This window comes from Psychrobacter sp. H26 (assembly GCF_059073035.1).
Genome location: NZ_JCACRW010000001.1, coordinates 2661183 through 2687284, shown reverse-complemented (window position 1 = coordinate 2687284; position 26102 = coordinate 2661183). Strand labels below are relative to the sequence as shown.

20 protein-coding genes are annotated in these 26102 nt (G+C 44.5%); 7 read left to right on the top strand and 13 right to left on the bottom strand.

Features of this window, described 5'->3' with window-relative positions; genetic code table 11:
- Window positions 1-67 precede the first annotated feature (67 nt).
- The 7 genes from AC5JPT_RS11165 to AC5JPT_RS11135 all read right to left on the bottom strand — a co-directional run bounded on the left by AC5JPT_RS11165 (window position 68) and on the right by AC5JPT_RS11135 (window position 6870).
- Window positions 68-793, bottom strand: a complete 726-nt coding sequence (locus AC5JPT_RS11165) for an ABC transporter permease (protein WP_319051095.1) — start codon at window positions 791-793, stop codon at window positions 68-70.
- Between the two features lie 12 nt (window positions 794-805).
- Window positions 806-1540, bottom strand: coding sequence for an ABC transporter permease (locus AC5JPT_RS11160; protein ID WP_114701215.1), 735 nt, complete (start codon window positions 1538-1540; stop codon window positions 806-808).
- A gap of 634 nt (window positions 1541-2174) precedes the next feature.
- Entirely contained in the window at window positions 2175-3056 is an 882-nt protein-coding gene (locus AC5JPT_RS11155) for an ABC transporter substrate-binding protein (RefSeq protein ID WP_493858473.1), read from the bottom strand.
- A gap of 179 nt (window positions 3057-3235) precedes the next feature.
- Entirely contained in the window at window positions 3236-4054 is an 819-nt protein-coding gene (locus AC5JPT_RS11150; protein ID WP_114701217.1) for a transporter substrate-binding domain-containing protein, read from the bottom strand.
- 138 nt (window positions 4055-4192) lie between these two features.
- Complete coding sequence (locus AC5JPT_RS11145) at window positions 4193-4993, bottom strand: transporter substrate-binding domain-containing protein (RefSeq protein WP_443525381.1); 801 nt, start codon at window positions 4991-4993, stop codon at window positions 4193-4195.
- A 390-nt stretch (window positions 4994-5383) separates the two neighbouring features.
- Window positions 5384-6181 (bottom strand): ABC transporter ATP-binding protein, encoded by a 798-nt coding sequence (locus AC5JPT_RS11140; protein WP_443525379.1) that lies wholly within the window; start codon window positions 6179-6181, stop codon window positions 5384-5386.
- A 389-nt stretch (window positions 6182-6570) separates the two neighbouring features.
- Window positions 6571-6870, bottom strand: a complete 300-nt coding sequence (locus tag AC5JPT_RS11135; RefSeq protein WP_493858143.1) for a hypothetical protein — start codon at window positions 6868-6870, stop codon at window positions 6571-6573.
- 443 nt (window positions 6871-7313) lie between these two features.
- On the opposite strand from AC5JPT_RS11135, the gene AC5JPT_RS11130 reads away from it, so the two are divergent.
- From AC5JPT_RS11130 to gltS, 4 genes are all read left to right on the top strand, one after another.
- A complete protein-coding gene (locus AC5JPT_RS11130) occupies window positions 7314-8615 on the top strand; it encodes a glutamate-5-semialdehyde dehydrogenase (protein WP_493858142.1) in 1302 nt (433 codons plus the stop codon).
- A gap of 121 nt (window positions 8616-8736) precedes the next feature.
- Entirely contained in the window at window positions 8737-9525 is a 789-nt protein-coding gene (locus AC5JPT_RS11125; RefSeq protein ID WP_493858141.1) for a ribonuclease domain-containing protein, read from the top strand.
- A gap of 58 nt (window positions 9526-9583) precedes the next feature.
- Window positions 9584-10018 (top strand): barstar family protein, encoded by a 435-nt coding sequence (locus AC5JPT_RS11120; protein ID WP_493858140.1) that lies wholly within the window; start codon window positions 9584-9586, stop codon window positions 10016-10018.
- Between the two features lie 130 nt (window positions 10019-10148).
- Window positions 10149-11423, top strand: a complete 1275-nt coding sequence (gltS, locus tag AC5JPT_RS11115; protein ID WP_443525370.1) for a sodium/glutamate symporter — start codon at window positions 10149-10151, stop codon at window positions 11421-11423.
- A 135-nt stretch (window positions 11424-11558) separates the two neighbouring features.
- Here the strand turns inward: gltS and AC5JPT_RS11110 are convergent, their stop codons facing one another.
- The 4 genes from AC5JPT_RS11110 to AC5JPT_RS11095 form a co-directional block, all read right to left on the bottom strand.
- Complete coding sequence (locus AC5JPT_RS11110) at window positions 11559-13094, bottom strand: alanine/glycine:cation symporter family protein (protein WP_493858139.1); 1536 nt, start codon at window positions 13092-13094, stop codon at window positions 11559-11561.
- Window positions 13095-13530: 436 nt separating this feature from the next.
- Window positions 13531-14787: a serine hydroxymethyltransferase gene (glyA, locus tag AC5JPT_RS11105; protein ID WP_319051105.1), complete on the bottom strand. Its 1257-nt coding sequence runs from the start codon at window positions 14785-14787 to the stop codon at window positions 13531-13533.
- 468 nt (window positions 14788-15255) lie between these two features.
- On the bottom strand, window positions 15256-15756 hold the full coding sequence (locus AC5JPT_RS11100; RefSeq protein WP_493858138.1) for a chorismate--pyruvate lyase family protein: 501 nt from the start codon (window positions 15754-15756) through the stop codon (window positions 15256-15258).
- A 99-nt stretch (window positions 15757-15855) separates the two neighbouring features.
- The gene (locus tag AC5JPT_RS11095) at window positions 15856-17235 is read right to left on the bottom strand and encodes a GNAT family N-acetyltransferase (protein WP_493858137.1); all 1380 of its coding nucleotides are present in this window, start codon (window positions 17233-17235) and stop codon (window positions 15856-15858) included.
- 604 nt (window positions 17236-17839) lie between these two features.
- On the opposite strand from AC5JPT_RS11095, the gene AC5JPT_RS11090 reads away from it, so the two are divergent.
- The gene (locus AC5JPT_RS11090; protein WP_493858136.1) at window positions 17840-20059 is read left to right on the top strand and encodes an NADP-dependent isocitrate dehydrogenase; all 2220 of its coding nucleotides are present in this window, start codon (window positions 17840-17842) and stop codon (window positions 20057-20059) included.
- A 378-nt stretch (window positions 20060-20437) separates the two neighbouring features.
- Here AC5JPT_RS11090 and icd read toward each other — a convergent pair whose 3' ends face one another.
- Window positions 20438-21697 (bottom strand): NADP-dependent isocitrate dehydrogenase, encoded by a 1260-nt coding sequence (gene icd, locus AC5JPT_RS11085; RefSeq protein WP_493858135.1) that lies wholly within the window; start codon window positions 21695-21697, stop codon window positions 20438-20440.
- Window positions 21698-22203: 506 nt separating this feature from the next.
- Between icd and AC5JPT_RS11080 the strand changes: the two genes are divergently transcribed.
- Window positions 22204-22818 (top strand): rRNA large subunit pseudouridine synthase E, encoded by a 615-nt coding sequence (locus AC5JPT_RS11080; protein ID WP_493858134.1) that lies wholly within the window; start codon window positions 22204-22206, stop codon window positions 22816-22818.
- A gap of 218 nt (window positions 22819-23036) precedes the next feature.
- A complete protein-coding gene (copM, locus tag AC5JPT_RS11075; protein ID WP_493858133.1) occupies window positions 23037-23903 on the top strand; it encodes a CopM family metallochaperone in 867 nt (288 codons plus the stop codon).
- 180 nt (window positions 23904-24083) lie between these two features.
- On the opposite strand, the gene AC5JPT_RS11070 is transcribed toward copM, so the two are convergent.
- The gene (locus AC5JPT_RS11070; RefSeq protein ID WP_493858132.1) at window positions 24084-26099 is read right to left on the bottom strand and encodes a M61 family metallopeptidase; all 2016 of its coding nucleotides are present in this window, start codon (window positions 26097-26099) and stop codon (window positions 24084-24086) included.
- Between the last annotated feature and the right edge of the window lie 3 nt (window positions 26100-26102).

Sequence of the window (26102 nt, the reverse complement as noted above, 5' to 3'; positions counted from 1 at the left end):
ATACTTATCAGCACTCCATACTGTCTTGTCTACTGTCATCCTAACGACTTCAATGATCATCTGCTAACTATGGAATCGTATTGGTCACCACATCTGGCGGCACATAACTGGTATGACGATTCATGCGTTTTTCAAACAATCTGAAACTAAATAAGATCACCCATGACAACAGTAAATAAACGATACCCGCTGCAAAGAACAGCTCCATCAAGGTATAGGTACGCGCACTAATCGTACGAGCAACACCCGTGATATCCATCAGAGCGATGGTCGACGCCAAGGCACTACCTTTTAGCATAAAGATAACTTCGTTACTGTAAGCAGGTATCACGATACCAAACGCACGCGGTAAGGTAACCCGTGTAAGCTTCTGCCATTTTGACATCCCAAGGGCATCAGCGGCTTCAAGTTCACCGACGGGTATCGTCTGAATCGCACCGCGTATAATCTCTGCGAGGTATGCACTGGTATTGAGGGTAAAGGCAATGATGGCACACCAGTAAGCTTGGCTAAGTACTGGCTCCCATAAAAACGACTCACGCACCGCCTCGAACTGACCCAAACCATAATAAATCAGGAATATTTGTACCAGTAGCGGCGTGCCACGAAAGAAGAAGATATATAAAAACGGAAGTATCTGTACGAGCCAGTTTTTCGATAGTCGTAGCAGTGCTAAAACCAAGCCGAAGAGCAACCCAATAATACCTGAGATCACAACCAGCTGTACGGTCAATACCGCGCCGCCTAGTAAATCAGGGATGTGATCAAAAATGACCTGCCAATTCCAATCCATAGTATTTCTCCTCTATCCTATGGTCGATTGACTGTGAGTGGATTGACGGCTTATCTTTTTGGCATAGCGTGCCGCAGGATTGGCGCGCCATTCAAGCCACATCATAAAGCCAGTAATCAACATGGTCAGACCCAAATAAATAATCGCGGCGGCCATATAAAAGGTAAATGGCTGCTGTGTTGACTGCGCTGCTCGTGAAGACTGATACATAATGTCCTTGAGACCCACGACCGATACCAATGCCGTATCTTTGAGCAATACCAAAAACAAATTCCCCAGACCAGGCAGTGCAATCTGCCATACCTGCGGCAACGTAATGCGATAAAACGTCTGAAAAGGACGCATACCAATCGCTTGCGCCGCTTCGCGCTGACCTACCGGAATCTCTTGGATGGACATGCGAAAAATCTCAGTCGCATAGGCACCAAAAGCAATAGACAGTGCCATGACACCACCCCAAAAAGCACTGATCTCGACATAGTCGTTATAGCCGAACTTTTTGAGGATGCTCATCAATAATATAGAGCCGCCATAATAAATAAAGAGCACCAATAACAGCTCAGGAATACCGCGCATCGTCGCAGTATAGACAGTCGCAAGCTTACGCAGTAACCAGATGTTGGACATCTTTGCAGTTGCGCCAAGCAAGCCTAAGCCCAGACCAATAATTAAACTGGTCACGGCAAGCTGTATGGTGACGGTAGCGCCGCTTAATAAAAGCGCGCCAAATCCTTGTAAGTCAAACACGATTATCCACTCAGTCTCTTTATATTAGCAATTAGGGCATGTCTTCAATTCAATCGATAGACATCTAAATGGTTTAAAAACGGCTAAATCTTGCTAAACGGCGTCAAATAGCTGACTAATATCTCGATATTATTTGCGCTATTTTCCTTGTTTGACTGCAATTTATCTCATTTTTATTACCATTTTTAAAATGAAGACACGCCCTAGCAAAATATGAGTTAAAAGAATCAGCATCAATAGCTGAACGCGGCGAAACACCGTATTTTATACCAAATCAATAGGGATGGTCTGCGTCAAAAAACGACGTCAGAAGAATACGATTAGCGCTACGATAATTGACACGGTAGAAATGAGCGCTGATTTTATCATATTCACTCGCTGTGATGTTAATACTGACGCGTAAAAGCTGTGCCTAAACCGTACCTAAACAGACACTTGGACTGATAACCAGGAAAAAGACTGACTAAATTTGAGTAAAGCGGATGGGGAATAACGATGACTATGCTATGAGTATAGAGTACGTTTAGGGATTAATGAAAAAGGACATCGCCATGACAGCGATATCCTTTTGTGAATCAAGACAGTAGTTTTTGATCAGTAATTTTGAATCAGTAATTTTTATTGCTATTAGACATCAGCTAGCATCTGCTACCGCTGGCTGTTCAGTAGCTTCTATGCTGACCGTACTCGTCTCAGCTGCTGATACCGCAAAGTACTTCTCATTGATTGCATCGTATGTGCCATTAGCCTTGATATTGGCTAGAGATTGATTGATCTTTGCCTGTAGCGGGTCGCCTGGACGTACCGCTATGGCAAAGTTATCGTTGATATCAATCTCGTCACCTTTTAGCGCGTATTTGCTACCAGCAGGTGAGCTGAGCCACTCTATCGCTGGTAGCTTATCAGAGATCATGGCATCAACACGGTTCGACCCAAGATCCAAAAATGCATTGCTCAGCGTATCATAAAGCTTCATCTCAGCTTGCGGGTAAGTATCTTCAAACCACTGTGATGAGATAGTCGAGCGCTGTGCGGCAATCGAATTAGCGTCAATATCGCTAGGATTGCTGGGGTCGAAGCTGCTGTCTTTTTTGGCTAAAAAAACCAAAGCATTACTGAAGTACGGATCGGTAAAGCTTACCTGCTCTGCGCGCTCTGGTGTGACCGACATCGCCGCCACAATCGCATCATACTTGCCTGCTTTTAGACCAGGGATAATACCGTCCCAGTCTTGCGCCACAATCTCACAAGTCACCTGCATATCCGCGCAGAGCGCCTCTGCTATCTCAACATCAAAACCGCCAAGTGTCCCATCCGCATTGGTATAGTTGAAAGGTGCATACGCCCCTTCAGTACCGATACGTAATACGTCCTCTTTTGTGGCTACCGCTGTATCGGTAGCCTTTGGATTGGTATCGCCTGCATTGTCTTGACTGTTGCTACAACCAGAGACTGCAAAAACAGTCGCTAGTGCAAACAACGGTACAGATAGACGACTGGTCGTTATGGTACTCATAACAGATTTGCCAATCGTGGCACAGGCTGGGGCACAATGGTCGCTCATGATCATCCTTGGGTTTTCTTAGTTAAACAACATCCTTTTGAGGAACAAGAATTCGCTCGCTAGACGTCCTTTTAGTTAGTTGCCGCCTCGTCGGCGACCACTACCTCTTCGACACCATCCGTGACGACTACTTATTGTGCAGCAGCGGTCGAGCTGGTACCAAAATAGCTGCCAGTGATTTGGTCATAAGTGCCATTATCTCTTAGCTCAGCCAATGCCGCATTGAATTTTGCAGCCAATGGATCGCCTTTACGGAAGGCAATACCCATCGCATCATCGTCACTGCTGATCTCTTGACCTTTGATTTCGTAATCTTTGCCGGCTTCGGTTTTTAGCCAATCAGTACCAGTGACTTTGTCAGACATCATACCGCGTACTCGGCCTGACGTTAGGTCTAGGTACGCATTGTCTTGCGTGTCATATAGCTTGATATCAGCATCTGCATGCTCGTCTTGTAGATACTGTGAGGAGACCGTCGAGCGCTGTGATGCAATTGGCTGACCCGCTAGCGCATCGACACTCAAGTCATCGCCTTTTTTGCCAATTAGGATGATGCCGCTATAGAAATACGGGTCACTAAAATCAACCACTTCTTGACGCTCAGGGGTGATCGACATACCAGCGATGGCTGCATCAAATTTTTGTGCGTTCAATCCTGGAATCAACCCATCCCAATCTTGTGAGATCACTTCACACTCAGCTTTCATCTGTGCACACAATGCGTCAACCAGTTCAATCTCATAACCGATTAGCTTGCCATCAGCGTCTGTGTAACTAAAAGGCTTATAGCTTGATTCTGTGGCGATCTTGATATCTAGAGGTGCTTCGGTAGCGGTATCAGCTTCAGCGCTTTCTTCTGGTGCTGCGCTATTGTTACAACCTGCCAACATTAGCATTGCTGCGCTAAGCGGCGCTAGCCACAATGCTTTTTTGCTCATTGAAATTGTCATATCTCTTATTCCTTAATATATTTACCAGCCGTATCATCACTTATTACTGACTACTTTATACTCAACTGTTTCTGCAATACTGAACCGTTTTTTACTTATCAGCATCGCTTGTTTTGAGTACAAACATTCAGGAAAACATTATTGACCAAAGTTCTTTTGCTCAAGGCGTGCAAGCTCACCGTTACTACGGATTTCGCTCAATGCTTTATCAAATTCTGCTTTGAGGCCATCCCCTTTACGCACAGCAATCGCAATGTTGTCATCGTTATCAATTTCATCACCAACAATACCAAAGCCTTCTGTATTGTCTGCTAACCATGATTTGGCAGAGACTTTTTCGGCCAATACCGCATCGCTACGACCAGACTTTAGATCCAAGTAAGCATTGTCATAGTTGTCATACAATTGAACCGTGTTGCCTTCTTTGCCTTCGTAGTTATCCTGTAGATAAGCCCCTGGCGTGGTAGAGCGCTGTCCACCTAGTGTGACATTGTTGATCGCCATCGGATCAAAACTGCCATCGTTGTTGGTTAGCCATACCATCGTGTTGGCAAAATACGGCTCAGTGAAGTCAACTTTTTCTTGGCGTTCAGCAGTGATAGACATCCCTGCGACAACAGCATCATATTTTTGTGCCAATAGACCTGGGATAATACCGTCCCAATCTTGAGCGACGATTTCACATTCAGCTTGCATCTGATCACATAGCGCGTTTGCGACATCGACATCAAAGCCTGACAAACTACCATCGGCATTGGTATAGTTGAATGGAGGGTAAGCGCCTTCGGTTGCAATACGAATGGTTTGCCCAGTCGTTTCTGCAGCAGGTGCATCGGCGCTGGCATCAGTTGTTTCGTTGGCAGGTTGGCTACAAGCACTCAGCATCAATGCTGCGGTGACGGTCATTGATGACCACAGTAGGCGAGAATTCGACATCATACATTCCTTAAATTCTGATGGGTTTGACATAGGGTTTTGACAGGATTTTCTGGCTTCAGGTTCTGATATTTGGTTCTCTGACGTCCCTGCCAGACAAGCAATATAGATAGCAGAATGACAGGCAGCCAGCAGCTGTGACTACCTATAAACCTTTTGATAATACCTGAGTAAAATATCAAAAACAAACGTTTTGCATACTCACAGTTATTATCTGGCAATAAAGAGTCAACAATGGTTACGATATAGTGATTTTTGCGTTTGGCAAGATGCGATAGTGATAGGTTCTGATTGTGGTAGGAGTTATTAGACTTATAGTTTGACTGTGGCGGAGTTGGATAATTGTAATATCTGATGGCAGTAGGATTCTACTACCATCTGATTTATACAGAATTAGTTCGGGCGATGTGAGGCCATAAAGTCTTTGACACGTTCAGAGGTAGGGTTGTCAAAGACTTGCTCAGGCGTACCGATCTCTTCGACCACACCTTGGTGCAAGAAGACCACCTTGCTGGATACTTCACGGGCAAAACGCATTTCGTGGGTGACGATCAGCATCGTACGACCCTCTTCTGCTAGCTCTCGCATGACAGCAAGTACTTCGTTGACCAGCTCAGGGTCCAATGCCGAGGTTGGCTCATCAAACAACAGCACTTGTGGTTTCATAGCAAGTGCACGGGCAATAGCCACACGCTGACGCTGACCACCCGATAAGTTGGCTGGATAAGCATCTTTCTTGTCGAGTAGCCCTACTTTGTCGAGTAGCTGCTCAGCATCACTAATCGCTTGCGCTTTCTTAATCTTGAGCACCTGCGTCGGTCCCTCAATGATGTTTTGCAAAATGGTCTTATGCGGCCACAAGTTAAAGTTTTGGAAGACAAACCCCACGCGCGCGCGCAGACTCTCTAACTGCTTAACGTCTGATGCTTGCAGCTCGCCTGACTTTGCAGGTTTGAGCATCAGCTCTTCATTGCCGATTAGGATGCGACCTTGATTTGGGTTTTCAAGCAAGTTAATGCAGCGCAGCAATGTTGATTTACCTGAGCCTGATGAGCCCAAAATAGAGATGACATCACCATCATAGGCGGTAAGAGATACCCCTTTTAGCACTTCTAATGAGCCATAGCTTTTATGGATGTCTTGTAAGTCTAGGGCGATAGGCCGAGTCGGGGTTTTTGCAGTATCAAGCATGGTTCAGCAGACTTCCAATAAATATGAGTGAAAACACGAATAAAAATAAATATGAGCTTTATATAATAGTATAGGTATCTATAGCACTAGCGTAATAGTCCTATGCCTGAGCAGGCCAAGAGAAAAAATGCCATATTGTCTCTCATTCCACAGCAAAAAGGCAAATCTTGTATTTAACCAATCAGTTAGTCGTTACTACTGATTATGGCTACTTTATAAACCGTTGACCTAAAAAAGCCCAGACGGCATTTATCGCTCTGGGCTTTATTTTATCACTTTCGCGTACTAGGCGTGCTTTTATCTTATGCGTTTACACTGAGCCTTTGATCAGCAGCTGATGACAGCGCGTCACCCGTGATATGTAGCATAAAACGGGTACGCTATAACTCTTAGTACGTCGATACATGCTCTGAGTCTTCCGTACCATCGAGCACCTCTGCGTCATCTGCGGTTGCAATAGCCACATCATCTGTCGTTTCAACGACCATGCCGTCATCAGCAGTAGCAACGGCGACGTCGTCAGAGCTGTTTGCTGTGGCGTTTTCTTCAACGCTCGTTTGCGCATCAACAGTCGTATCAGCTTGCGTTTCCATCGGAGTCTCATCTTTACTACACGCACTGAGCGCGAGCGCACCTGCAACCAATCCAGCCGTCAACCAATTTTTATACGTTGCGTTTTTAATAGCCATGTTCATTCTCCATTATTCATCATTTTATGATCCAGCACTATCTATTGTTAGCGCTGCTTTGTTAATGCTTACTATACTGATGATGCGTCATGGCTACCTTAGTATTTACAGCACAGTTCTGTTAAAGACACGTAAAGTTAGAGTGCAGTATTGATAACCAGCATCTAGCGCAGAGTATGTGATATTGCTCATGGCACTGTACTAAATAACTCACAGCGCTGTCCTAAATAAAGGATGATCAGCACGTTGTAAAGCGGGCGCTGTTCACAAAATCATCTTTACTATCGCCGCAATCTACTCTATTTTAAATAGCATAATGACCTATCGCTATTTAAGTAGGCATTCAAAACTTCTTTTTTTGCCAAATTTTCGCCTTTTTAGGCGCTTTTATTTAGAACCACTTTTATCTATATAAAACCTGTATGACATAAGGAAAATAATTTATGAGTCAAGCAAATACAACAGACATCACAACTTACATGCACTCTGTTGGTAAGCAAGCACGTGCCGCTTCTCGCGCCCTTGCTGCTGCCAATACTGGCGATAAAAACGCCGCGCTCATGGCGATTCATGATGAGCTCATCAACGCCAAGCAAGATATCTTGTCTGCCAACAAAATCGATATGGACAACGGTCAAAAGAACGACCTTGATAGTGCTCTACTCGATCGCTTAGAGCTAAATGAAGCGCGCTTTGATGGCATGCTTCAAGGTCTTAAAGACGTGGCTGGTCTACCTGATCCAATCGGCGAAGTCACTGACATGACCTATCAGCCATCAGGTATTCATCTTGGCAAGATGCGCGTACCACTGGGTGTGGTCGGTATGATTTATGAATCACGTCCTAACGTAACATTAGAGGCGGCCTCACTGGCGCTAAAGTCAGGTAACGCGATTATATTGCGCGGTGGTTCTGAAGCGTTTGAATCTAACCAAGCGATTGCGAAATGCATCATCAAAGGCCTCAGTCATACTGATCTCTCTGAGCACAGTGTTCAGGTATTGCAAACCACCGATCGCGCTGCCGTTGGTGAGTTGATTACGATGACTGACTATGTCGATGTCATTGTGCCACGTGGCGGTAAAGGTCTGATTGCACGTATCAGCAACGACGCTAGAGTTCCTGTGATCAAGCATCTAGACGGTAACTGCCATACCTTTATTGATAGCGATGCTGATACAGACACGGCTATCAACGTCAGTGTCAATGCCAAAACCCATCGCTACGGTACTTGTAACACGATGGAGACGTTACTGGTCGATGCAGCAGTTGCAGGCGAGCTACTGCCTAAAATTGCTGAAGCCATCGTGGCTGCCGATGATGCCATGCAATTGCGTCTTGATGACAAATCGCAAGCCATCCTAAATGACAATGCTAAGCTTAACGGTCATTTATCTGCTGCCACCTCTGAGGATTGGGATACTGAGTATCTGGCCCCTATCCTCGCGGTAAAAGTTGTTGCAGACATTGACGAGGCGATTGAGCATATCAATACGCACGGTAGTCACCATACTGATGTTATCATCACAGATAACTATACTAAGTCACAACGCTTCATCCGCGAAGTGGACTCAGCAAGCGTAATGATCAATGCGTCTAGCCGTTTTGCAGATGGTTTCGAATATGGTCTGGGTGCTGAGATTGGTATCTCAACGGACAAAATTCATGCACGTGGCCCTGTCGGACTCGAAGGTCTTACCTCACAAAAATGGATCGTCTACGGTCATGGCGAGACTCGTGCGTAATCATACGAGCATTCACTACGCCCATGAGTAACCAAAAACGTCAGCAATTTTGCTGGCGTTTTTCATTTGAGTCATAGGTATGCAAATTATAGACATTTAAATTATAGGGAGCGGTGCAACCATGCAAAGTGGCAAGATTAAACACTGGAATCAGGATAAAGGCTATGGCTTTATCGATGTAGATGACCAAAGTGAAGATGTGTTTTTTCATATTAGTAACGCACGATTGGTAGAGCCTATAACGGTTGGTCAAAGCGTGTATTTCAATAGTACCCGTAATGAAAAAAACCAGTTGCGAGCTACCGAAGTGACCTCTTCTTCGTTGAGCATTGACCCAGATACTGGGCCAAATGCGCCCAGTAAAACACCTAGTAATAGCAAGCGACGCAATCATTCCAATCACATTAACCAAAACTCCGTTAATCAAAATCGTAGACAACATAACACTCAATACGGCGGTCAAAACAGCAGTCAAAATAAAAGAAGCCTAGGCTCTACCCTATTTAGCCTCATTGCTATTATCGCCATTGCTGTCTACTTCTTTGGTGATATCAGCTCAACGTTATTTGCTAATAGTGTTGAGTCAACCACCTTGTCGCAAGATACCTCTGAGAATACAATTCAAGTCGCCACTGCTGGCATAACGGGTGATGAGCAGGTCGATAATACGATTGCGCTCATCCAGCAAGGTGGACCATACCCTTACCCAAATAAGGATGGAACGACGTTTTATAATCGTGAAGGCAGACTACCGACACAATCACAAGGCTACTACCGCGAGTACACCGTACCCACACCTGGCGTCTCACATCGCGGCGCACGTCGTATCGTCACAGGGGGTTATCCACCTACTGTGTATTACTTGACCGTCGATCATTACGATAGTTTTCAAAGACTGCAGGTGCCTTAGTGCTAAACAAACAAATACTGAGCAAACAGATATGCAGCATAGATAAGGAACAACGGACATGAAACAAGCAGATATGAAAAAAGAAAATATCGATCAAGAAAGTATAAGCCAAGCCATCCACTATATTAACCAAAGCCATGTTGATCCAGACCGTATTAATCAAGGCCACATTAACCAAAACGGTACAGCACTACATGCGGATATTCCTGCGCAGGCTGTTACCATACCGGCGGGTGACATACTGGATAAAACCACGCTATTGACGAGTCTTGCCTGCGCCTGTGAGTTCCCTGATTACTTTTCGTACAACTGGGACAGTGCATGGGACTGCCTGACAGATAGCGATGTGATGCACCTGATGCTTGATTTGACGGGAGCAAAAAGTATAAACACCGAAGACTTCAATATGTTTAAGTGCATCATTGAAGATGCCTATCGAGACTTTGGCAAACCACAATTGTGGATCATTGTGCCATCTGCAGATGAGATCTAGTGTTGTTAATAGAGTAATCACCGTTAATCATTCATCATCATAAAAACCTGAATCATAGAAACCTGAATTCGAGATAAAGCCATATTTATCCCGAATTCAGGTTAATTTATTTTATACAAAGGATTAACCTATGGAGATTACCTTAAACGGTTATTACACCCTGATACTCGCGACCTTAGTACTACTGCTGGGGCGTTTTTTGGTAAAGAGAGTCAAGTTTTTAGAAGACTTCAATATTCCTGAGCCTGTTGCAGGCGGTCTAGTTGCAGCGATTGTTGTCTATGTTCTCAATATGGTTTGGGGATATAGCTTCAACTTTCATCAAGGGCTACAAACTGCCACCATGTTGATGTTTTTTGCCTCTATCGGTCTGAGCGCTGATTTTAGTCGTCTAAAAGCGGGTGGTACACCGTTATTGATCTTCACCATCGTAGTGTCCGTATTTATCGTGCTACAAGATGTCGTTGGTGTGGCTATGGCAAGTGCATTAGGGCTTGATCCGCTACTCGGTCTGGTCACAGGCTCTATCGCTCTGACGGGTGGTCACGGTACTGCTGGGGCTTGGGGCATTACCTTAGAAGAGGACTACGGCGTGGTTGGCGCGACCACATTGGGTATCGCTGTTGCGACTTATGGTTTGGTGGCAGGCGGCATCGTCGGTGGTCCCGTGGCGCGTCGTCTGATCAATCGACTTGGCCTAAAGCCTGCGCCTGCTAATCCGAACCCAAGCGATATAGAAAAGGTCGCAGGAAATCAGTCGCTGTACAGCACTAAGCACGATGAGGAGTCTGCCGGTAGTAATAAAGATATCTTTGAGAGACCTGATAGCATGCGCTTTATCACGGCGTCCTCTACTATCGAAACCTTGGCACTATTTGCAGGTGCTTTGGCTTTTGCCGATGTGATGGCCATAGTTGCTGAAGGCACTTGGTTTGAGTTGCCGACATTCGTGTGGGCACTGGCAGGCGGAGTGATCATACGTAATGTACTAACCATGGTCTTCAACTTTGATATGTTTGACCGCTCGATTGACGTGCTTGGTAATGCGTCATTGAGTCTGTTTTTAGCGATGGCGTTGCTGTCTTTGAAACTATGGCAATTGACCGATTTGGCAGGTCCTGTATTGATCATATTGGTCGTACAGACCATTATTATGATTATCTATGTCTACCTCATTACCTTTAAAGTCATGGGCAAAGACTATGACGCGGCGGTACTATCAGCAGGACATTGCGGTTTTGGTATGGGGGCGACCCCGACGGCGATTGCTAATATGCAAGCAGTTACGGATCGCTATCTACCCTCGCCTAAAGCGTTTTTAATCGTGCCAATGGTAGGTGCGTTCTTTGTCGATATCGTCAATGCGACGATATTGCAGATATTTACCAAGTTGCCGTTTATGTAGGCTAATGCTGTCATAGACTGAAGCTTGATAGTTGTCTATAAAATCAAGAATGTCAGACATCGAAAAGCCCGCCAAAACTCATCTTGGCGGGCTTTTTTAATTATCAAATTATTATAGCGTATTCAATCAAACTCACTATTTATACTTTTTGATCTCACCACTCTTCACACGAGCGACGAAAGAATTCACTTCTTTTTTCACAATTGGCATCAAGAAGTATAGACCGATGATGTTAAAGATCGCCATAGCGAACAGAGCCGCATCTGAGAAATCGATAACAAAGCTAAACTGTACGATAGTACCGATAACAACGAACACTAAGAAGATAAGTTTGTATATCATCTCGCCGCCTTTACCTTCACCGAAGAGGTAAGTCCAAGCTTTTAGACCATAGTATGACCATGAAATCATCGTTGAAAATGCGAACAATAATACCGCAACCGCTAGGAAGTACTGGAAGATAGGCGCCGTTTCCATAAAGGCTGCACGGGTTAGATCCACACCAGTGATCGCTTGCGTTTGCAAGTTTGCGGCAGTGTTCACTCCAGAGATGGTGATAACAAGTGCCGTCATGGTACAGATAACAACTGTATCAATGAAAGGCTCCAACAGCGCGACTAAACCTTCGGTAGCAGGTTCTTTTGTTTTTACCGCCGAGTGAGCAATAGCAGCTGAACCAACACCTGCTTCGTTAGAGAAGGTCGCACGTTTTAAACCTTGAATCAACGCACCAATAAAGCCACCAGCCACGCCAGCACCAGTGAAGGCACCCGTGAAAATCTCACCAAATGCAGCGCCGATGAGGTTAAAGTTAGCAACCAGTACGATTACCGCCATAGTGATATACAACAACGCCATGAATGGTACGACTTTTTCGGTAACGGTTGCGATGCGCGGCATACCGCCAATGATAACCATACCAACTAAAAACGCTAAGCCAATACCAAAGAATAGACTGTATTCCGTTGGCACGTTAAAAGTAGAGCTGACTACTGCAAAGGCTTGGTTACCTTGGAACATGTTACCAGCACCAAAGGTCGCCAATATACACATAAGTGCAAAACCAACCGCTAGAAACTTACCTAATCCGCCCATACCGCGTTCAGACATACCGCGGCTTAGGTAGTACATAGGACCACCTGATACGACGCCAGATGGTAATACCGTCCGGTATTTGACACCTAGCGTACACTCTACAAACTTAGTCGCCATACCGAATAGGCCGACCATAATCATCCAAAAGGTAGCACCAGGCCCACCAATAGCAAGGGCGGCACCAACACCTGCGATATTACCAAGACCAACGGTACCTGATAAGGCAGTCGCTAAGGCTTGAAAATGGCTGACCTCGCCTTCTTCTTTGGTAGCGGGATTAGGATCAGTATATTTGCCTCTGACAATATCTAGAGACAAACCTATTTGGCGAAATTGAATAAAACCAAAATAAAAGGTAAAGACTAAGGCGGCAATCAACAACCAACCTACAATGAGTGGGAAGCTAACGTCCCCAAGAGGTACTGAGAAGAAAATAAGATCAACGAACCAGCCAAATATACTGGCCATGAAACTGTCGAGACCTGCCCCAAATGCTGCTAGACCTGATTGCTCTGCTGCTTGGGCAAGAGTAGTGCTAAGTAATAGCATCGTTGCGACTAAAGATTGTTTTTTCATATAAATCCCTTTAGTAAAAATAATATTTATATCGTTACTTAATCAATTACATCGACACTAATACAAAGTGTAATTATTTATTATACTTTGTATTAGTATTATTACTAAACGTTCAATGCTGACTATATACTAATACTCTTGTATAAACAAAAAAATTTATATGTTTTTCTCGACTAAACATCAACTTAGCGCTCTCATATTGACAATCAAATTCAGGTGAATCCACTATAGTTGTCAAATAATGTTGATAGTGGTTTGAGGTATACATAACAGACTTAAGGCTGCTTAAAATTACTAGATGATAATACCAGCACAAGGTTGCGCTAGATGCTCAGATATTTATAGAGGACAACAAAAAAACCGCCTAGCAAATGCTAAGCGGTTTTTATTTTGGCAGCTTTTAAGGAGAGCTGACTCAATCAGTATAGATTTAGGTTTACTGGTTTTTCTCGTACACTGGCAGCTCTTTGCAGATCGCTTCTACTTTACCACGTACTTCAGTTGCAACTGCTTCATCACCGCGACTGTCTAACACGTCACAGATCCAGCCTGCTAGGTCGGCGGCTTGCGCTTCGTTAAAGCCACGAGTCGTGATTGCTGGCGTACCGATACGGATACCAGAGGTCACGAATGGTGACTTTGGATCGTTTGGTACTGCGTTTTTGTTGACAGTGATGTGTGCATCACCAAGCCACTTGTCCGCTTCTTTACCGGTCATTTCTTGCTTAACGAGGCTGATCAGCATTAGATGGTTTTCAGTACCACCAGAGATGATGTCATAGCCGCGCTCTTGGATGACTTTCGCCATTGCTTGTGCATTCTTGACTACTTGCTGTTGATAAGTTTTGAAGTTGTCTTCTAGCGCTTCTTTAAAGCAGACCGCTTTTGCCGCGATGACGTGCATCAACGGACCGCCTTGGTTGCCTGGGAATACCGCAGAATTAAGCTTTTTAGCCAATTTTTCATCACGTGACAAGATCATACCTGAGCGCGGGCCACGTAGGGTCTTGTGCGTGGTAGTGGTGGCTACATCGGCAAAAGGTATTGGGTTTGGATAAACACCGCCTGCAACCAGACCAGCAACGTGTGCCATATCTACCAACAGGTACGCGCCTACTTCGTCAGCGATGTCACGGAAACGCTGCCAATCGACTACTTGTGAATACGCTGAAAAGCCAGCAATGATCATTTTTGGCTTGTGTTCACGTGCTAGAGCGTCTACTTGGTCATAATCGATCAAACCAGTACCGTCTACCAACCCATACTGTACAGCATTGTAGTTCAAGCCTGAGAAATTAATGTGCGCGCCATGTGTCAAGTGACCACCAGCGTCTAAGCTCATGCCCAGTACGGTGTCATTTGCTTCTAGCAATGCTAAAAATACCGCAGAGTTTGCTTGGCTACCAGAATGTGGCTGGACGTTGACATACTCAGCACCGAACAACTCTTTTGCACGATCAATTGCCAATTGTTCAACGACATCCACATGCTCACAACCACCGTAGTAACGCTTACCAGGATAGCCTTCTGCGTATTTGTTGGTCAGGTCAGTACCCTGCGCTTCCATTACTGCTTGTGAGCAGTAGTTCTCAGACGCAATTAATTCGATATGGTTTTCTTGACGAACGCTTTCTGCGGCCATGGCTTCAGCAAGTACTGGATCAAAATCTTTGATAGAAATATCTTTAAACATAGTGATGTCCTAAGTAGTGACTGTCATTGAAAAAATGTCATTGAAAAGAAGCTGATAGCCTGCCCACAATAAAACAACTAATGCGTCAACGTCGCTTGAGGTATGTTAAACACCTCTGCACTCTGTTTTTCTACAATCTGTTGTCTTTTTACGTTCTGTCTTATGGTATGTCCACTATTGTGAATGGCGTCTATTAGCAAAGAATAAAATAAGAACAAACACAGGCGATTAACCTGCTATTAACTTGACTGATTCGTCAATAAAATCGATATACATTTGCATCGATATCACTGCGAAAGATTAAGTGTAACATGAAAATTTGTACGATGAGCGCAAAAAAACCTCACCTTAAGATGAGCGAATTAAATGGTCATATAACGCAGCTAAATAGCCAACAAAATAAAGGATTTACCCACTGAAAGTTTTCGCTTGACTGCCTTTTTATACTGATAAAGGCATAAAATATTTTTATAGATCGTTAGATAAAAACGCAGGTAAGAACGTTTCGCTAATCATGAGTGTGCGGCCATACCAGTCATAACGCGTTTGCCGTTGCCAACCGTCACTCGTATGGCTAATAAAACGCTCGTTCGGCAAGGTACGGCAGCGCTTGAACAGTACATAGCCGATAGGGGTGTTTTTTAGTTGCTGAAAACGACGTGCCTGACCCTGCAAACTATATAGAGGAAAGATACTTTGGGCTTGTACCCATGGCGCATCATCACAGCCATAGAGGTGTACTTCACGCACCCATGCCAGCAGCGGTCGTCCTAACATACCACCTGTGATACCCAGTTGCTTTTTTTGCATTAAAGACAGCTGTCGATAGCCCTCAAAGCTACGTTTTACCCGCAGTGGCTGCCCTGCCCTCTCTTCTAGCATAGCAGTGAGAGAGCCTTTGGCACCCAGCCAAGGCAACAGCTCAGTAGGTGGTAGATAATGAGTAGAATGAGACTGGTTACAGGTCATAGTTGATAGCTGGTACGCTTTGATAGGTATTTGATAGTTAAAAGGTGCTTGCGCGTAGAAGCAGCATTCACCATGGCCGATTGCCGTTATGAGTGACTGCTATGAGTTGCTACTATTAAGATCAGGCATATTATCCGCGTTAAAAGGTAGCGCCTCAAACGCCTGCTTGCGATACTGTGCCATATGCATCCGGTCTCTCATACAAAAGTCACCAATCGCAGGTACAAACCGCGGATCATAAATACGGTGGATAGAGTGCGTCGTTGTTGGAATAAATCCTCGAACCAGTTTATGCTCTCCTTGTGTCCCAGGATCAAAAAACGTTAACCCCTGCTCAATGGCAAACTCAAGACCTTGATAATAGCATAGCTCAAAATGCAAACTGTCATACTCACCAAGCGCCCCCCAGTATCGACCATATAAGGTTGCATTATCACTAACATCAACATTGTCGCTATCAGGATTCTTATTATCGCTATCAGGGTCATCATATAAGAACAGACTACTCGCGATAATCTCACCACCAGCATCAAACGCTTGTGCGAGCATAATATGTTCAGACATACCCGCTGCCAATGCCATAAAAAAGTCTAGCGTGAGATAAGGCTGCTGTCCACGCACCGCATAGGTCATGACATAGCAATGATAAAAGGCTTTCCAGTCTGCCTCACTGATTGCATCGCCGCACTTTCGCTCACAGGTGATACCTTGCTCTGCAACTTTGCGGCGCTCGGCACGGATTGTTTTGCGTTTTTTGGCTTTTAGCGTCATCAAAAACGCATCAAAATCAGCAAATGGTTGACTGTTATTGAGCAAGTCTTTGTTTTGCCATAAGAACTGGCAGCCTTGGCGCTCGAGTATAGGCATCTCGATAGGCACGGCATCAATACCACTCTCTTGTGCGACTATCGCACGCTCTACATCAACTTCAGTAGGCATAGAGGTGGTAGCAATAGATGCCAGCGTAGGAGTGACAAATAGCCCATGCCAGCTTGAGGCACCCACTTGCTGGGCAATATCGTCGATACCTGCAATAGCTGTTTTGAGGATATCTTCATTTAGGGTTTGCCCTTTTGCTACCCAAAGACGCTGACCCGTAATCGGTGTATAGGGTACGCTGGTGACCAATCGCGGATAATAATCTACGCCATAGCGCGCGTAAGCTTCCGCCCATGAATGATCAAATACAAACTCACCGCGATGATGACCCTTTATAAATACAGGCATCACGGCCACAGGTTGCCATGCATTGTTTGCAGTGCTACTTACTGAGCCATCGGTACTGTCTTCATTATCAGCATGATCGTCGACTCGATGTACCAAAATAAATATTGGTAGCCAGCCTGCTTGCTCACCAATCGCCCCAGTGTCAGTCAAAGCCTGCCAAAACTCAAATGACATAAAAGGGGTATCTGGGGTTTGCCATTCTGTCTGGCTCTGCCAACTGGTATCATTAATCAGCGCATACTCTAAACTCATATTCATCGTCGCTATATATAGATAATCTATCTGTTGATGACCTAGCCTAGCAAATTTTTGTGGTTTTGCTGTCACAATTTGCAAAAATTATTGCGGCGTAATAAAAAACCACCGATTGAGAGGTCGATGGTTTTTTGTTATGCGGTTGCTGTAGCATTGGGGTCGATATAAAATCCCATAAAAAGACAGTAGTTGTATGGAAAAGATGATATCGAAGTAGATGACTGGTAGAATAAGGTTGTTATTAGCTTAGTACAATTCAAATCATAGGATATGGATTAAAACAGTATACTTGGTTCATCGTATATGATTGACAACCTATCGGATTTATAGTGGATTGATTATAATATACCGTCAGTGAATGACTCTTAAGCAATATCGCATCACAGTTGACGTATTGCCTAAGAGTGCTGCTTGAATAAATTTTATTAAAAGAAAATGCTTTACCCGTTTTGAATATTGTTAACTTGAATATTGCTAAGCAGCTACATACAACGTACTTGATCGAACGATATCATTCATTATTGCATAGTATCATTGACCCATCTTCAACACTGTATTTGAGCTTTATTATTAACGACAACTAAAGGAAGATCTAAATAAAATGTCAAAAATTATTTATACAAAAACTGACGAAGCCCCAGCGCTGGCGACTCTATCTTTTTTACCTATTATTAAAGCGTTTACGCAAACTGCAGGCGTCTCTGTTGAAAGCACTGATATCTCTGTTGCTGCGCGTATATTGGCCGAGTTCCCTGAGTACTTGACTGAAGAGCAACGTGTTCCTGATAACTTGGCTGAGCTTGGTCGCCTGACTCAAGACCCAAATACCAATATTATAAAACTACCTAACATCAGTGCTTCTGTACAGCAGCTCAGAGCCGCTATCAAAGAATTACAAAGCAAAGGTTTTGCACTACCTGATTTTCCAGAAGATCCACAAACTGATGAAGAAAAAGAATTGCGTAAGCGCTATGGCAAGAGTCTAGGTAGCTCTGTCAACCCAGTACTTCGTGAAGGTAACTCAGATCGCCGCGCGCCAAAAGCAGTCAAAAACTATGCCCGCAAACATCCACACTCCATGGGTGAGTGGAAGCAGTGGTCAAGCACGCACGTATCACACATGCATGGTGGCGATTTCTATGATGGCGAGCAGTCTATTACACTAGACAAAGCCCGTACCGTACGTATGGAGCTATTACTTGATGATGGCACCACAAAAGTATTAAAACCTAAACTTGCGCTGCTTGATAAAGAAATCATCGACTTGATGGTTATGAGCAAAGCCGCGTTGCTAGAATTTTATGAGCGTGAAATGGAAGATTGCCGCGAAGCTGGTATTCTATTCTCACTGCACGTAAAAGCCACCATGATGAAGGTGTCACACCCTATCGTATTTGGTCACGCGGTACGTATTTATTATAAAGAAGCTTTTGAAAAGCATGGCGAGTTCTTTGATGAGCTAGGCATCAATGTAAACAACGGTATGGCAGATCTATACGACAAAATCGCAACCCTACCATCATCAAAACGCGAAGAGATTGAGCGTGATCTGCATGCCTGTCAAGAGCATCGCCCGCGTCTGGCCATGGTTGACTCTTCAAAAGGTATCACCAACTTCCATTCACCAAGTGATGTTATCGTTGATGCCTCTATGCCAGCGATGATTCGTTCAGGTGGTAAGATGTGGGGTGCAGACGGCAAAATGTATGACTGTAAAGCCGTTATGCCAGAGTCTACCTTTGCTCGCATTTACCAAGAGATGATTAATTTCTGTAAATGGCATGGCAACTTTGATCCAAAAACAATGGGCACCGTGCCTAACGTTGGCTTGATGGCTCAAAAAGCTGAAGAATATGGTTCACATGACAAAACATTCGAATCTAGCGATGCTGGTACTGCTCGCATTGTAGACGTTGATACCGATGAAGTATTGCTAGAAAAGCGTGTTGAGAAAGGCGATATCTGGCGCATGTGTCAGACCAAAGACGAACCTATCCAAGATTGGGTAAAACTTGCGGTACGCCGTGCGCGTGATTCAGATACGCCAGTTATCTTCTGGCTCGACCCATACCGTCCACATGAGAACGAGCTGATCAAAAAAGTCAGAACGTATCTAAAAGATCATGACACTAATGGCTTACATATCGAAATCATGTCTCAGGTTCGCGCCATGCGTTATACCCTAGAGCGTGTCGCTCGCGGTCTTGATACCATCTCTGCTACCGGTAACATCTTACGTGATTACCTCACTGACTTATTCCCAATCCTAGAGCTAGGTACCAGTGCCAAGATGCTATCGGTTGTGCCATTAATGAAAGGCGGCGGTTTGTTTGAGACAGGCGCTGGCGGTTCTGCACCAAAGCATGTTCAGCAGCTCACAGAAGAAAACCATTTACGTTGGGATTCTTTGGGCGAGTTCTTGGCATTGACAGAGTCTCTGGATCATCTGGCGACGAATGATAAAAATGCTAAAGCCAAAGTGTTGGCTGACACGTTGGATACTGCAACTGAGAAGTTGCTATTGAACGACAAGTCGCCATCACGCAAGACAGGCGAGCTTGACAACCGTGGTAGTCATTTCTATCTTGCTATGTACTGGGCAGAAGAGCTGGCGGCGCAAGATCAAGATGCGGAGCTAAAAGCGAAGTTCGCAGAGCTATCGCAAAATCTTCAAGATAACGAAGCGGCTATCGTCAAAGAGTTCAACGATGCTCAAGGCAAATCTGTAGATATCAAAGGCTACTACTATGCTGACGAAAAACTAGCGACACAAGTAATGCGTCCAAGCAAATTGTTTAACGACGCATTAGCATCGCTATAGTTTGTTTGAGTAGCGGTGACGAGATAATTGAGCATAATTGTCTTTAGGCTTTAAAGTCAAAGCCAGTTATGCCGGTCATGCTATTTAAAGTCATCGTAGATAAAACACCTCAATGGTCTTAGGACATTGAGGTGTTTTTTATGCGCGCTCTAAAAATATAGAACGCTCGTTTTTATACACTACCCTATATAGACGGTTAACCTTATCGTCCACCTGTCATATCTACACTTATAATGATTAGCTCTATTCTTCCTTTCCAATTTTCAAATACACAAAAAGCCACCTACGTCAGCAGATGGCTTTTAATAGCGTTTAATAGAACACAGTGCTGTGAGCACATATATCACTTACAACTTCTATGGCGAAGTTCGTATATCGCTAAGCATCCATATGCTTGATAACTGCTTTGCCAAATTCAGAAGTACTGAGTAAGATGGCGTCGGGCATGAGACGTTCAAAATCATACGTCACTGTTTTGTTTGCAATCGCGCCTTGAATACCACTAATAATAAGATCAGCCGCCTCACACCAGCCCATGTCACGTAGCATCATCTCAGCAGACAATATCAATGAGCCTGGGTTTACTTTGTTTTGACCAGCATATTTGGGCGCGGTACCATGTGTCGCTTCATAGACTGCGATAGCACCGCCTTTGTTTGCTCCTGGCGCAATACCGATACCGCCGACTTCAGCCGCTAGCGCATCAGAGATATAGTCGCCGTTCAGGTTAAGCGTTGCGACTACAGAGTAGTCTGCAGGACGCATCAAAATCTGTTGCAGGAACGCATCAGCAATCACATCTTTGATAATGATATCGTTGCCAGTTTTTGGATTTTTTATCGTCATCCATGGGCCGCCATCCAATAGCTCAGCACCAAAGCGCTCTGCTGCCAGTTCATAGCCCCAATCTTTGAATGCTCCTTCAGTAAATTTCATAATATTGCCTTTATGCACCAGTGTTACATTTGGCAAATCATTATCAATAGCATGCTGGATTGCTTTACGTACTAGGCGCTGGGAGCCTTCTTTTGAGACAGGTTTGATACCGATACCGCAGTCATCATCAAAACGAATTTTGGTCACGCCCATCTCTTCTTTTAGGAACTTAATAACTTTTTTAGCATCCTCGCTACCTGCTTTCCACTCGATACCGGCATAGATGTCTTCTGAGTTTTCGCGAAAGATAACCATATCTGTCAGCTCAGGATGCTGAACTGGGCTTGGCACGCCTTCAAACCAACGTACTGGACGCTGACAAACATATAGGTCAAGCTCCTGACGTACTGCCACATTGAGTGAGCGAAAACCACCACCCACTGGCGTGGTCAATGGGCCCTTGATACTAACGACATAGTCTTTTAAAATCTCTAACGTCTCACTCGGTAGATAGTCACCGTCATATATCTTGGCCGCTTTTTCGCCTAGGTACGCCTCCATCCAGACAATAGATTTTTTGCCATGATAGGCCTTATCAACCGCAGCATCGACCACTTTTCTCATGACAGGTGTGATATCTACCCCGATACCATCGCCTTCAACAAATGGAATAATCGGATGATTGGGGACGTTTAACGACAAATCAGCATTTACGGTCACTTTTTCGCCGTCTCTTGGTACGATAACCTTATCATATGACATAGATGATACTCCTTGATTGTCTGTTATAGATTGCAAACGAGTTGAACACGCTGTTATGTCAGCGGTTTTCTTAGCATTCTAACGCCTATATACTTGTGATTTGAACAAATATGAACTGAGTAAAGCTGTGATAACTGTAGCCCTGGTATCATTGGTTTGAACATACTAAAAATAGTTTTAAGCGACAGAAGCTAAAACGAAAGTAACATCGCAATCAAACTGAATGCTAGGATTGCCAAAAATAAAAAGCCACTATTAGGATATGGATTTAGAATAGCAACAAAGCTATATGACCACTGTCCTACTTTTGTAGCGGATGATGCGACATCCATTCTGTCACTGACAAGACGGCTATGCTGTTTGTTTAACGCTGTTTGTTTAACGCTGTTTGTTCGACGCTGTTTGTTCGACGCTGTTTGTTCAATACTGGTTATTGACTACTGGCGTGACATAAGACATAGGCTACAATAGACAACCATTTACCCAATACTAGGAAATATCGTTTTATGTCTACCTCTAGTCTCGTTTTATTCAACAAGCCTTATGGCGTACAAAGTCAGTTCAGAGACGACAGCAATAACGATCACACTACCCTATCTGAGTACTTTACTGATAAGTCTTTGCGTGTGGCAGGTAGGCTTGATGCCACGTCAGAAGGTCTACTTATTTTGACCGATGATGGGCGTGTCAATAAAGCAATCACTCATCCACCCAAAGCCAATGCTGGGCGCAAGCAAGGTAAAACTTACTTAGTACAAGTTGAGGGAATTCCTACTACCGAGCAACTGAGCAAACTGCGTAAGGGCGTGATTCTAAAAGACGGTAAGACCCTGCCTGCCTCTATCAAACACGTCCGTGAAGATGAGTTGCCAATGACGCTCTGGCAGCGTAACCCACCGATACGTGAGCGTAAGAGTGTGCCTGATTCATGGCTGATGATGACGATTTACGAAGGGAAAAATCGTCAAGTTAGACGTATGACCGCTCATGTTGGTCTGCCTTGCCTGCGCTTGATACGTTGGTCAGTTGCAGGGTTTGAGCTTGACGATCTAGCGGTTGGTGAGTTTTTACGCATCTCCTTAAATAGTGAGCATTATCAGCAATTGGGCATTGCCTATTAGTGAGCATTGTTCAACTGTTTATTGCTGAGTTGCTCGTTACTCAGTTACCGATATATAATTTCATATAATCTAAAGATATTACGACCTATTAAACATAGCGTCTCGAATGGGTAAGGTTTATCTGCTAAAATTCGGCACGTCATTGGTTATATATAGCCATTAGTTGTATAAAGTGGGTCTTATCCATTTATCGTCTTATTTTATAATAGGGATATGTCATGATTGCTTCTCATCGTTTTGCTTTGTTGGCTACCAGCATTTTCGCGGCGCTTTTGCTCAGCGCGTGTCAGCCAGCAGCAGAGGACAATCAACCAACACCTGTAGAAGAAAGCACGCCACCAGTGGCTGACACTACTCATGCTGAGCATGACGGCATGAGCGAGGATACATTGCAAGACGATGTAAACGTCGCGGATGGCTCCGAGATGACTGATATTCTTAGAGACTATAAGAAAACCATGACCAATATGCATGCTGAGATGCTGGTTGGAATGGGTTATAACGACCCTGATACTGCGTTTGCCAAAGGTATGCTTGGGCATCATCGCGGTGCGATAGATATGGCAAAAATCCAGCTAAAGTATGGTACTGATGAGGCTATGCGCCAGCTTGCTCAAGACATTATCACCGCACAGCAAGCTGAGATTGACATTCTAAATAAATGGCTAGCCAGCCACCCTGATGCACCCAAACTTAAGCCTAATACGACTGCCATGCAGCAGGCATATGCCAAAAGCATGGAAGATATGCATGGTGATATGACATTAGGTATTGCCGATCCTATGCCTGATATGGCCTTTGCACGTGGTATGTTACCGCATCATATTGGCGCAGTAGACATGGCAAAAGTCCAGCTCGAGTACGGCACCGATGAGGAAATGCGCAAATTGGCACAGAATATTATCGATACACAGCAGGCTGAGATTGATGTCATGCAAAATTGGATTGCAGCGCTTCAAGTTTTGAATAGCGCTAAGAGCAGCACTGACGTTATAGATCCTGATAGCCAGTCTACTGAAAACGAAAGTTCGGACAGTGAAGACACCGATAATAACCGTGTTGATAAAAGTACTGAGGTACAGTAGTAAGAATATCGGGAAGCAGTAAGCTACTAATGACAATCCCCCAACAAGCACTATTGCTTGTTGGGGGATTTTTTGTCGGTGTGGCATTCGTCGGTGCGGTATAGGCTATGAATGGCGTTGCGTGTCGCGAGCTATACTAGATACTAGTGGCACGCAGTATTGATACACCGTTCAACGAATCTAATCTGGCTGTTGATTCATAACATTCAGCCACGTCTCCCAGCCTGCCTCTACTTGCTCTTCATTGCCGCTACCTTGTAACGCCTTACCTTCTTTTGCTAAGCGTAGACCGATCTTGTGAGGAAATGACTTTTCGCTAGCATCATTGCTATCTATGCTGTCTTTTTGCTGCGCTTTAGTTGGTTGCACTTGAACACACATCAGCTCATCACGGCGGAACAAGTAACACTCGACAGGGCGCTTGGCGTTACTAAGCGAAGCTAACTGCTTGCTGTCTGCTTTTATACCATCAATCGCAACAATGATGTCATGTGCTGAGATGCCAGCTCTGGCAGCCACGCTACCACGCATCACACGATTGACCTTGAGTCCGGCTGGCGTTTCGCTACAGCGCATGCCCCAAGGCACATGTTTATCAGCCACTTCCTTTTTATTTGCCTGTATTTTGATACCGTTTTCGATTAGCAACGTCTCAATGGGTAGCTCCTCTACTCCATTAACATAACGATGCTCAAAACCCTCCCATGCTGCTAGCGGCATGAACTGCCCAATCACCGTACCCATATCGGCACTACTGATACCGATACGCTTATTGTCGTTTTGCTTGGCTTGAGTATAGAACGCTTTGACCACATCAAAGAGACGATAGCGACCATCGGTATTTTTGAGCAGTATCAGATCCAAACACAATGCCACTAGCGCACCTTTGTTGTAGTAGCTGATACCTGCATTGCCCGTATTTTCATCAGTACGATACAGCTTGATCCACGCATCAAAACTCGACTCTGCCACGCTTTGATTACTACGCCCAGGCGTTTGATAGTAACGATTGATTTGTTCCGCCAATAATCTCAGATAGCTTGGCTTGTCGATCACACCAGACGCCTGCAACATAAAATCATCAATGTAAGAGGTAAACCCTTCAAACACCCAAAGCAGCGGCGTAAATGCTTCGCGACGTAGATCAACATCGATCATGACATCGGGACGCACTGTTTTGACCCACCACGAGTGAAAATACTCATGACTGCATAAGCCCAAGAACCGTTGATAATCAGTACTGGGTAGTTTTGGCTCATCTATATTTGGTAAGTCACGGCGCGGCGTAATCAGGCTAGTAGAGTTAATATGCTCAAGCCCGCCGTAATCTTGACCACTGGCAAAGGTTATAAAGGTATAATCATTGAATGGCGCATCGCCCAGCCAGTCTAGATAAGTCTGACAAATCTGAGTGACATCTTGCTGTAGCCTGCCCATGTTGGCGCTATGCTTACCTGAGAGATAAAAACTGTGTTGCAGCGTCTCATGCTGATTATCGTGGATAATAAAATCAAATTTTTGCTGTTCTGCAATCTCGAAAGGATAGTCGATCAGCTCGTGGTAGTTATCTGCCTGTAACTGATAACTGTGCTGTCCATCTGTGTCCTGACCCTCAACGCGCAGATGAGTAGCTGCCAAACCACATGCTAATAGTACATTATTCTCTTTTTTATCTGACAAAAATGCCGCGGGAACAATCAAACTAACTTGTACGGGTTCCAGCTCTTGTCCATCAATTGCGAGTGCGAGCGAGGTAAAATTACCATACAGACGCTGCTGGTCAACATACGCCGTACGCACTGATAAATCATAACAGTAGACTTCGTACGCGACATTTACCACTTGTCCTGCCTGTATGGTTGGGAGCTGCCATGTATGTTTATCTATTTTTTGCGCGCGATAAGTCTCGGAGGACTCGTCGCCTTCTTCTATTTGGCTGTCTATGATTTGATAGTGTACCGCAGTAATGTTGCGAGCAAACTCACGCATCAGATAACTGCCTGGTATCCATGCTGGTAGCCAAAGTTGAGGTGCGGCTGAGGTTGCTGTAAAGGTTAATGACACATCAACCAAATGCTCAGAAAAACGCGCAAAATCGAACCGATAACTAATCAAGGGTAGTCGCTTGGCATCATTGTGGCTGATTGACACATCACTCGTTGGCTGATTATTGGCAGTATTGGTAAATGAAGTCATCGT